The organism is Streptomyces sp. NPDC029466 (assembly GCF_055574515.1).
In genome coordinates this window covers 51,382-60,623 of record NZ_JBVHZH010000050.1, presented here as the reverse complement: position 1 = coordinate 60,623, position 9,242 = coordinate 51,382, and the positions used below count along the sequence as shown (strand labels likewise).

5 protein-coding genes are annotated in these 9,242 nt (G+C 72.7%); 2 read left to right on the top strand and 3 right to left on the bottom strand.

Annotated features, from left to right (window positions below):
* Positions 1 to 128: 128 nt before the first annotated feature.
* Positions 129 to 2,135 carry an N-acetylmuramoyl-L-alanine amidase gene (locus tag ACZ4XD_RS30930; protein ID WP_468047483.1) on the bottom strand — a complete coding sequence of 669 codons (2,007 nt, stop codon included), beginning with the start codon at positions 2,133 to 2,135 and terminating at the stop codon, positions 129 to 131.
* A gap of 335 nt (positions 2,136 to 2,470) precedes the next feature.
* The gene (locus ACZ4XD_RS30925) at positions 2,471 to 3,604 is read right to left on the bottom strand and encodes an aminoglycoside phosphotransferase family protein (protein ID WP_078886052.1); all 1,134 of its coding nucleotides are present in this window, start codon (positions 3,602 to 3,604) and stop codon (positions 2,471 to 2,473) included.
* 285 nt (positions 3,605 to 3,889) lie between these two features.
* Between ACZ4XD_RS30925 and ACZ4XD_RS30920 the strand changes: the two genes are divergently transcribed.
* The gene (locus ACZ4XD_RS30920; RefSeq protein ID WP_468047480.1) at positions 3,890 to 5,419 is read left to right on the top strand and encodes a DNA-binding protein NsdB; all 1,530 of its coding nucleotides are present in this window, start codon (positions 3,890 to 3,892) and stop codon (positions 5,417 to 5,419) included.
* Positions 5,420 to 5,586: 167 nt separating this feature from the next.
* On the opposite strand, the gene ACZ4XD_RS30915 is transcribed toward ACZ4XD_RS30920, so the two are convergent.
* The gene (locus tag ACZ4XD_RS30915) at positions 5,587 to 7,050 is read right to left on the bottom strand and encodes a PP2C family protein-serine/threonine phosphatase (protein ID WP_468047478.1); all 1,464 of its coding nucleotides are present in this window, start codon (positions 7,048 to 7,050) and stop codon (positions 5,587 to 5,589) included.
* A gap of 312 nt (positions 7,051 to 7,362) precedes the next feature.
* On the opposite strand from ACZ4XD_RS30915, the gene ACZ4XD_RS30910 reads away from it, so the two are divergent.
* Complete coding sequence (locus ACZ4XD_RS30910; RefSeq protein ID WP_468047476.1) at positions 7,363 to 8,781, top strand: HEAT repeat domain-containing protein; 1,419 nt, start codon at positions 7,363 to 7,365, stop codon at positions 8,779 to 8,781.
* The last annotated feature ends 461 nt before the right edge of the window (positions 8,782 to 9,242 follow it).

Sequence of the window (9,242 nt, the reverse complement as noted above, 5' to 3'; positions counted from 1 at the left end):
GGCGTCATCTCCCCCCCCCCCTCCCCCCCCCCCCCCCCCCCCCCACCCGCCCCCCCCCCCCCCCCCCCCCCCCCCCCCCCCCCCCCCCCCCCCCCCCCCCCCCCCCCGACGCGCTCACCCCACGGGTCTTACGAACCCGAGCGCCGCACCTCCACGTCGGCCGCCCGCACATAGCCGACCCGGTGCCCGAGCTGGATCTCGTAGTAGACGTCCTCGCCGCGCACGACCGCATGCTTGGTGACATCGAAGGTCGGGGAGTAGAAGTATTCGCCCCGCATCCGGCCCCCGACGGCGTACTTCTGGCCGGCCGCGAGCTTGTACGGCAGCGGGGAGACCGCCTGGTAGGGAACCCCGGCCGGGTAGGCATCCTTCTCCGGGTACGCACGGCCGTAGACCGGGATCTCCTGCCGCCCGTCCTTCGGCGTGGCGATCATCCCCTTGGCGTGCACGGCCACCGGCTCGTCCGGCGGATTGTGGAACCACGCCTTCTGCCCGAGGTACCAGATCGCCGTCCAGTCGCCGGACCGGCCGGCCACCGCGAACCGCTGCCCCGTCGTGGCGCGGGCACCCGTGTCGTTCACCCCGGTCGTCGAGTCACTGCCGTTCGGGTGCAGTCCGATGTCCTTGACCAGCGGCGCGTCCTCATCCGGCGCGCTGTACAGTCGCACCGCCGCGGAGCCGTGCGGGGCACAGGTGTCACCGGCCTTCACACAGCCGGTGTACACGGGCTGATTCCCGTCGTACTCGGGGCGGATGGTGACCAGCCCGCCGCGCGGGCCCGCGGTGGCCTTGTACGGCTTGCCCAGCAGCGTGAAGTAGTGCGCCCAGTCCCAGTACGGGCCGGGGTCGGTGTGCATACCCGGGATGGTGGCCGTCGTCGTGCCGGGCACATTGTCGTGGCCGAGGATGTGCTGCCGGTCGAGCGGCACGTCGTACTTGCGGCTCAGATACTTCACCAGCCGGGCCGAGGCGCGGTACATCGCCTCCGTGTACCAGGCGTCCGGTGCGGCCAGGAAGCCTTCGTGCTCGATGCCGACGGAGTGCGAGTTGAGGTACCAGTTGCCCGCATGCCAGGCGACGTCCTTGGTGGGAACATGCTGGGCGATCAGGCCGTCCGCGGAGCGGATCGTGTAGTTCCAGGACACATACGCCGGGTCCTTGATCAGCTTGAGCGTGGTCTCCCAGGACCCCTCGGTGTCATGGATGACGATGGCGCTGACCCGCTGGTCGGCGGGCCGGTCCGCCTTGTCGTGGTTGCCGTAGTCACCGTCACCGAACTCCTCGTACGGCGCCGGTACGGACTCGCAGGCGACATTCCGCGGGCACTCCGGCCGACGGCCGGCGGGCGCAGGCGACGCCTTGGTGGCCGACGCGCTGAGACGTTTCTGCTGCCCGGCGTCAGGAGCCAGCCCCGGCGCGGCGGCCAGCGTGACCCGCTGTCCCGCGTCGGTGGTGCGGGCCTGGCCCTGGCGCAGCACCGCGTACACCTCGTCCGCGAAGGCCTTCCCGCTGTACGCGCTGTCCTGGCCGCCGTAACGCGCCACCGCCGCGTACCACCGCGCCGGGTCGCTGCCCGCGGCCGTGCCCAGCTTGCGCTGCTCCGCGGCGAGCAGCGCCGCACCGCCGAGCACATTCGCCGCGGGGTCGGTGCGCAGCTTCTCCGCCGGAATCCCGGTCAGTTCGGCGGCCGCCGGCAACGTACGCAGCCGGGCCGGGAGTTCGGCGGGCAGCGCCGCTCGCTGCGCCGCACCGGCCGGCACCCTCTTACGGGCCCGCGCCCCGTCGCCGCGCGCGTCCTCGTCACCCTCGCTGAACTCCGGCGTGCGGGTCAGGGCCGTACGGGCGTCGGTCAGATGCATCGGCCCGTAGCCCCCGGAGACGCTGGGCGCGCCGCCGTGACCGTCCCAGCGGGACTCCAGATACGAGACACCGAGCAGCACGCTGCGCGGCACATGGAAACGGTCGGCGGCCTCGGTGAAGGCCCGTTGCAGCGTGTCCGTCCGGGGCTGTCCGGCCTGCGCGGACGGCGCTCCCGCGAGCGGCAGCAGCAGCACCGCGGCCGCGACGGCGGTGGCGGATCTCCGCAGGGCGGGGCGGGGGACTCTCTTCTCGTCTTCCGGGGCGGATCCTTGCAAAGCAACCTCCTCGAGCCGGCCCGAGCCGGGGCGGTGTGACGGTGGGTGCGCAAACGGCCGCACGGGCGGGACCCGAGACTAGAGCCCCCTGTCGGCTTAGAGCTATATGTTTGCCGACGGTCCGTCAATCACCCTGCCGGTTCGGGATTCCGCATGTCAGGGCCTCTCCGGAGGAGCCTTCCCGGACCGGTGCCGGGCCTGCGGAGCGTCAGTGGAATGGACCAATGAACCGGCCCCACGGGCAGCAGAAGAGAAGCGCCGGCGGGAGGCCGGCGCACATGGGTGAGCGGCGCACCCCGTGCCCGGGCGCGCCGCTCACAGTCCCCCCTCGGCGGTCAGCGGGTGCCGACCGCCGCCCTGACCGCACGCCGCGCCATCTGGCAGTCGTCGTGCAGTCGGCGCAGGAGCAGCCGCTGCTCCTCGCCCGCCGCGGGCACGCCGGGGTGTCCCGGCCCCGGTGCTCCCGTCGGCGTGGGCTCGCGCATGGTCCGCTGGACCGCGGTTTCATAGCGCCGGATCTCGCGGGTGAGCACCAGCATCAGATTCACCAGGAAGGCGTCCCGCGAGGCCGGTCCGGCGTTCTGGGCGAGCTGGCTGATGTGGCGGCGGGCCACCGGCGCGTCACCGAGCACCGACCACAGCGTCGCCAGGTCGTAGCCCGGCAGATACCAGCCCGCGTTGTCCCAGTCCAGCAGCACCGGGCCGGCGGGGGACAGCAGCACGTTGTTCAGCAGCGCATCGCCGTGACAGAACTGGCCCTGGGTGTGCGACAGGCCGTGCATCAGCTTCTGAAGATCACCCAGGTCCCGGTCGGTGAGCAGTCCCAGGTCGTGGTAGCGGCCGATCCGGCCCGCGTAGTCCAGCGGGGTGTCGAACAGCCCGGCCGGCGGACGCCAGAGATTGATCCGGCAGATCGCGCCGAGCGCGGACCGGACATCCGCGCGGGGCGGGGCCTCGGACGGGTGCCGGGTCAGGGCCGCGACCCGGCCGGGCATCCGCTCCATGATGAGCGTGCAGTTGTCGGGGTCGGCCGCCACCAGCCGCGGCACCCGAACCGGCGGACGATGCCGGACGAATGCGCGGTATGCGCTTATTTCCTGCCGGAACCTGTCCGCCCAGGCCGGAGACTGGTCCAGTAAACACTTGGCGACCGCCGTCATCCGGCCCGTCGTCCCCACGAGGAGGACGGATCTGCCGCTGCGGCGCAGCACCTGCACCGGATTGAACTCCGGGCAGATGCGGTGCACCGAGGCAACGGCGGCGCGCAACTGGGCGCCCTGGGGGCCGGACAAGTCGAGCCTCCCGCTGAGCGGTTGGGCGCCTGTCCCCTGCGCCCGCCGGGTACGGCCGCCGGGCAGACCGGGGACCGCCCCCGCGGAAGGGGTGGGGTCGAGATACGGACCCCCTCCGGTGGGGTGCGGGCGGTGCGGCCGGGTGGGGACGGTCACGGCGGACGATGCTGCATACATGGGTGAGACAGATCCCTTCGTGCGCCGGCGAGTTGCGTGCGCTCCCCGGCCCGGTGGTGGGAACCCGTGAACGGGCCCCGTGCAGGAGGCCGATCCAGGGTCCCTGTGAAGGGCGCGCACCCTGGGGAATGCGGTCCCGCCACCAGGCCGGGGGCGGCATGTCTACAGAACACGTGGCTGCGGGTGGCAGACCATCTGGCGCAGGGTGGCGAACCCTGGCGAATGGACCCGGTGCATGTCACCGGCCGTTACTGTCAACTCAGTCGAGGAACCTGGGGGCTTGACGTGGACAGGCAGCCGAACACCCGTCTCGCGGACCTTTTCGGCCTGGCCGGCTGGTCCAAGGGAGAGCTGGCGAGACTGGTCAACCGGCAGGCGGCGGCCATGGGCCATCCGCAGTTGGCGACCGACACCTCACGAGTGCGGCGCTGGATCGACATGGGGGAGACCCCGCGTGATCCGGTGCCCAAGGTTCTGGCTTCCCTGTTCACCGAGCGCCTCGGCCGTGTCGTAACCATCGAGGACCTCGGGTTCGCAAGAACCGGTCGCTCGGGGAAGCGGCAGGCCATGGACGGTCTGCCGTGGGCTCCCGAACGGACCGCCGCGGTCCTCACGGAATTCACGGGAATGGACCTCATGCTCAACCGACGCGGCTTGGTGGGTGCGGGCGCTGCGCTCGCCGCGGGTTCCGCACTCACCGGCGCCATGCACGACTGGCTGCACACCGATCCGACACCGGCCGGCGCCCCACGCCACGACGCCCCGTTCGCTTCCGACTCCCTCGACGAACTCGACCAGATCGGCCTCGACCGCTACGAGGCGGCCCCCGTGGGGTCGCAGGAGATCGATGCGCTGGAGCGCTCGGTCGAGGTGTTCCGCGCCTGGGACGCGGCCCGCGGTGGCGGGCTGCAGCGCAAGGCCGTGGTGGGCCAGCTCAACGAGGTCGGCGGCATGCTCGCCTACCGCCACCCCGAGCATTTGCAGCGCAGGCTGTGGGGGGTGGCCGCCAATCTGGCGGTGCTGGCCGGCTGGATGTCCCATGATGTGGGCCTGGAGCCCACCGCCCAGAAGTACTTCATCATCGCCGCCCATGCGGCCCGCGAGGGCGGCGACCGTCCCCGTGCCGGTGAGGCGCTCTCCCGGGCCGCGCGCCAGATGGTCCACCTTGGCCGTCCGGACGACGCGCTGGATCTGATGAAGCTGGCCAAGTCCGGTTCCGGCGCGGAAACCCTGCCGCGCACCCGCGCCATGCTGCACACCATCGAGGCCTGGGCCCAGGCGTCCAAGGGGAACGGCCAGGCGATGCGCCGCACCCTGGGCGAGGCGGAGGAGCTGTTCGTCTCCGACAAGGGCGATGTGCCGCCGCCGAGTTGGATGCAGATGTTCGACGAGGCGGATCTGCACGGTATGCAGGCGCTGGCGTTCCGTACCCTCGCCGACCACGATCCCTCGGTCGCCAAGGTCGCCCAGCATCACGCCAGGCGGGCGCTGACGCTGCGGGAGAACGGCCGCCAGCGCTCGCAGATCTTCGACTACCTCTCGATGGCGTCGGCCTGCTTCATCGGCAACGACCCCGAACAGGCCGACCGTTACGCCAGGCTGGCGCTGGTGTCCATCGGGGAGAACTCCTCGCACCGGACCTGGGACCGGCTCCGTGAAATGTTCCGGCTCACGGGGCAGTACGCGAACTACGCCAAGATCCAGGACCTGCGCGAGGAGATCCAGCATGTCCTGCCGAAGGCGAAGCCCAAGTCCAAGGGGTCGGGCCTGGGCCCCGGTATCGGAGCGGGGCTGGGAAAGAGCTTCTCGGTCTGAAGCGGGCGGCGAGGCGGAGGATGACGGTGCGTCACCTGTAGTACCGGGTGGCGACACGTCCTCCGCGGCCCTGCCGCCGCCTCAACCGTCAACCGACGGCCCCTCGGCCGATGTCACCGAGTGGTCGTCGGAGGCGTCGGTCTGCCCTCAGCCCGCCCCGAGGTGTGTCAGTCGCCCACCCGGGCGATCAGCACACAGGCGTCGTCCTCGCGCTCGGCCGTGCCGAACTCCTCGACGACGATGCGGACGCAGTCCTGGGCACTGCGCGCGGCGGCGAACCGCGGCGCCAGGGCGAGGAGCCGCTCGGCACCCTCATGGGTGGCATCCGCGCCCTGCGTACGGCGCGGGACGAGGCCGTCGGTGTGCAGGACGAGGAGGTCGCCGGGCTCCAGTTGCTCGGTGTGCTGGGTGTAGGACGCACCCGAGGTCGCGCCGAGGAGTACGCCCTCGGGCGGGTCCAGCGCGCGCCCCGTGCCGCCGCGGAACAGCAGCGGTGCGGGGTGCCCCGCCTGGGCCCACTCCAGCGTCCGCGCGGCCGGGTCGAACCGGCCGCACACCGCGCTGCCCAGCGCCGGCTGGGCGGCGGTGTCCAGCAGTTGGTTGACGAAGCCCATCAGGGGGCCCGGCCGGTGTCCGGCGACCGCCATTCCGCGCAGTGCGCCGAGCACCATCGCCATCCCGGACGTGGCGGTGACGCCGTGCCCGGTCAGATCGCCGACGCTCATCAGGGTGGTGCCGTCCGGGAGTTGCAGTGCGTCGTACCAGCCCCCGCCGATCAGGTCGCGGGTGCCGGACGGCAGATAGCGCCCGGCGAGGTCGAGAGCCACCGGGCCGCCGTGCGGGAACCTCAGGGAGCCGCGCCACGGCGGCAGCACGGCCTCCTGAAGCTCGACCGCAAGCCGGTGCTCGGTCTGCGCGATCTGCCGCTCGCGGTGCAGCGAGTCACGGGTCTCGCGTACCGCCTGCTGGCTGCGGCGCAGCTCGCTGACGTCCCGCAGCACGGCCCACATACAGGCGGTACTGCCGTCGGCGTCGAGCACCGGCTCGCCCACCATGTGCACCGTGCGCAGCGTCTCGTCCGGGCGCACGATGCGGAATTCGCCGTCGATCGGCCGGCCGTCCACCAGACAGTCCGTGACCATCGTGGCCAGCCCGTCCTGGTCCTCGGGGTGGACCAGGGAGGGCAGCTCGTCGAGGGTGAGCGGGCCGTCGGACGGGGCCCGGCCGAACATCGCGAACAGCTCGTCGGACCAGCTGACCTCATCGGTGAGCAGATTCCACTCGGCACTGCCCACCCGGCGCAGCAGCGAGCCGCGCTCATGGGGCCCGTGCTCCGGCGGGGCGGCCGGCGGCTCGGCCGCCGCTGCCGGGTCGTCCGCACTGTCGGGGGGCAGGCCCTCTCTCAGCTGGTCGAGATGGCCCCCGAGGTCGTCGAGGTGGTGCACCGCGAGATCGCACAGGGCCCGCTGCCAGCGCAGCTGCGGGTCGGTGGCGAGGCTGGTGTCCACCGTGGACTCCCGGACGGCGTCGAGGCCACCGCGCAAGCGGCGGGCCTGCGTGATGAGTGCCTCGACCGTTTCACGCTCGGGGGGCCGGTCGGCTGAGTGATCCGCGAAGAGAGGGGACGGCATGACGTACTCCGTGATCAGGCGGCGCCGGGCTGAAGGGGCCGGTAACGACTGTTGCACAGGCGGCGACGGTCCGTAAGGGATTTGGCACTACCCGATACGGTGGTGCATCTGGCATATGCCGCCGGCCTTCCTGGGGCAACCCCGGGGCGAATCGGCGGAATGGCAGCTTCCAGGCTAGGCTTCGGCCGCCGTACGCAGGCGTTCCCGCCGATCCATGGTGGGAACGAGGCATACGGCCCGCGGTCACCGGCAAGAATGCCGGTCAGCGGAAATCCCGTTGCCAGCCAGTCCCCCGCACCGGATGCTGACCTCATGTTCGATCCAGACATAGCGCCCAGTGGCACCCTGCTCGGCCTCCTCCAGCGAGGCCGCGGCGACGGGACCCTGCATGCCCTCGCGGCGCCGCGGGCCGAGGCGCTCGCGGCACTCAACGACAGCGTGCTGCGCGACCCCCGGCGCGACTGGCAGGTCGAGAACCGCTCGCTCTACTACGCACGCCTCTACATGCAGCTCGACGGCGGGCTGGAGCAGATCGAACGCCATCTCTTCCACCCGGACGACCTGGTCGACACCGGCGAGGAGCGCACCGGTCTGGCCCTCGCCGTCCTCGGCCACCTCGCCGCGTACGGCAGGGACGCCGCCCGTCTGCTGCTGCGCAGCTATGCCGCGGCCGGCAGCAACTGGCGCTGGGCCCTGGACGAGCTCGCGCTGCGTGACGACGACGCCGGGCTGATGACCCTGGCCCCCGCCGTCCTCGCCCGCTTCCCCGAGACCGAGCAGGGCGCGGCCGAGCTGGCCGCCGCCGTGCGCGACGCCTTCGAGCCCCGGCCGTGGCGGCTGTGGGCCGAGGACCCCCGTTACGGACCGCGCCTGGCCGCCGCCGGGGAACAGGGCTCCTTCGACCGCTGGCAGCGGCAGCTGCAGCCCAGCGGGCCACGCCCCGGCTGGAGCGTGACCGAGGTCCTGGCGTGGGCCCAGCAGGACCTGGACCCGGCGCCCCCGGAACACCGGCAGCACGCCGCCGCCCGCTGCCTGGGCGCCGTCGCCGGCCCCGAGGACCGCCCCGAGCTGCTGCGTGCCGCCCGCAGCGCCCCGGACGCGGCGCGCGCCGCCGTGCTCCACCACCTCGCCGAGCGCGGCGACCCGGAGACCCTCGATCTGATCGAGGCCGCGGTGACCGACCCCTTCTCCTCCGAGCAGCTGTCCTCCGCCGCGCTCGCCGCCTTCACGCGGATGCGCAGTGTGGCCGCGGTCGCGCGGGCCCGTATCTGGGCGCCGCGCACGGACCGGCTGGGCGCGGCCGCCGCCGCGGTGCTCGCCCGCCGGGGCGGGCGGCGCGACGCCGAGCTGGTGCTGGCCGCGCTGCGCCGGACCGTACGCGAGGAGGGGCCGGACGCGGACGGCCTGTGGGAGCTGGTCGACGGCACCGGCCGGCTCGGCGTCGGCTGCGCCGCCCCCGTTCTGCGGCACATCTACCGCGAAACCTCCTCCTCCCACCTCCGCGGCCGGGCCGCCGGGGCCCTCGCCGCCACCGACCCCGGGTTCGCGGCCGGCTTCGCCGTCGAATGCCTGTGGGACTGCGAGGAGACGACCCGCGAACTAGCCGCTCGGCACGCTGCCACCGGCGACGACCGCGTCGTCGAACAACTCCGGCGCCTGGCCGCCGACCCCGCCGAGGAGGACGAGGTCCAAACGGCGGTCCGTAGCCGAATCGGCCCCGAGGGGGCCTAGGGTTTTCCCACGTTTTTGTCCGTCCCGCCGTGGTTGTTGCTCGCCGTTGCGCCTGCGGCGGGCCGGGTGGTTTGTGGGTGCGGTGACGGACCTCCGGGGGCTGGGGGGGGGGGGGGGGGGGGGGGGGGTTGGGGGTGCTTCTGTGGTTCTGTTTCTTGGCGCTCTCCCTCTCCCCCCCCCCCCCCCCCCCCCCTCCGGCCCGTCCCCTCCCGTTGGGGGAGTGAGTGCAGGTGGGTGGGGGCTGGCCGCCCATGCCCATCCCCATGCCCATCCCCGTGCCCATGGCTCTAGCTATGCGTGTGATCGACAAGCCGCACCGGACCACTTACGGGTCCACCACCAAGGTTTTTCCACCCCTCAACGGGAGGGGACGGGGCGGAGGGGGGGGGGGGGGGGGGGGGGGGGGGAGAGAAAGGGGGGAGGAGCACCCCCCACAAGAAGACCGACACACCCCACCCACC

What these genes read in the sequence shown, in the direction of transcription:
- ACZ4XD_RS30925 (WP_078886052.1), bottom strand. Translation starts at nt 3,604, where the DNA reads ATGTATGCAGCATCGTCCGCCGTGACCGTCCCCACCCGGCCGCACCGC.
- ACZ4XD_RS30915 (WP_468047478.1), bottom strand. Translation starts at nt 7,050, where the DNA reads ATGCCGTCCCCTCTCTTCGCGGATCACTCAGCCGACCGGCCCCCCGAG.
- ACZ4XD_RS30910 (WP_468047476.1), top strand. Translation starts at nt 7,363, where the DNA reads ATGTTCGATCCAGACATAGCGCCCAGTGGCACCCTGCTCGGCCTCCTC.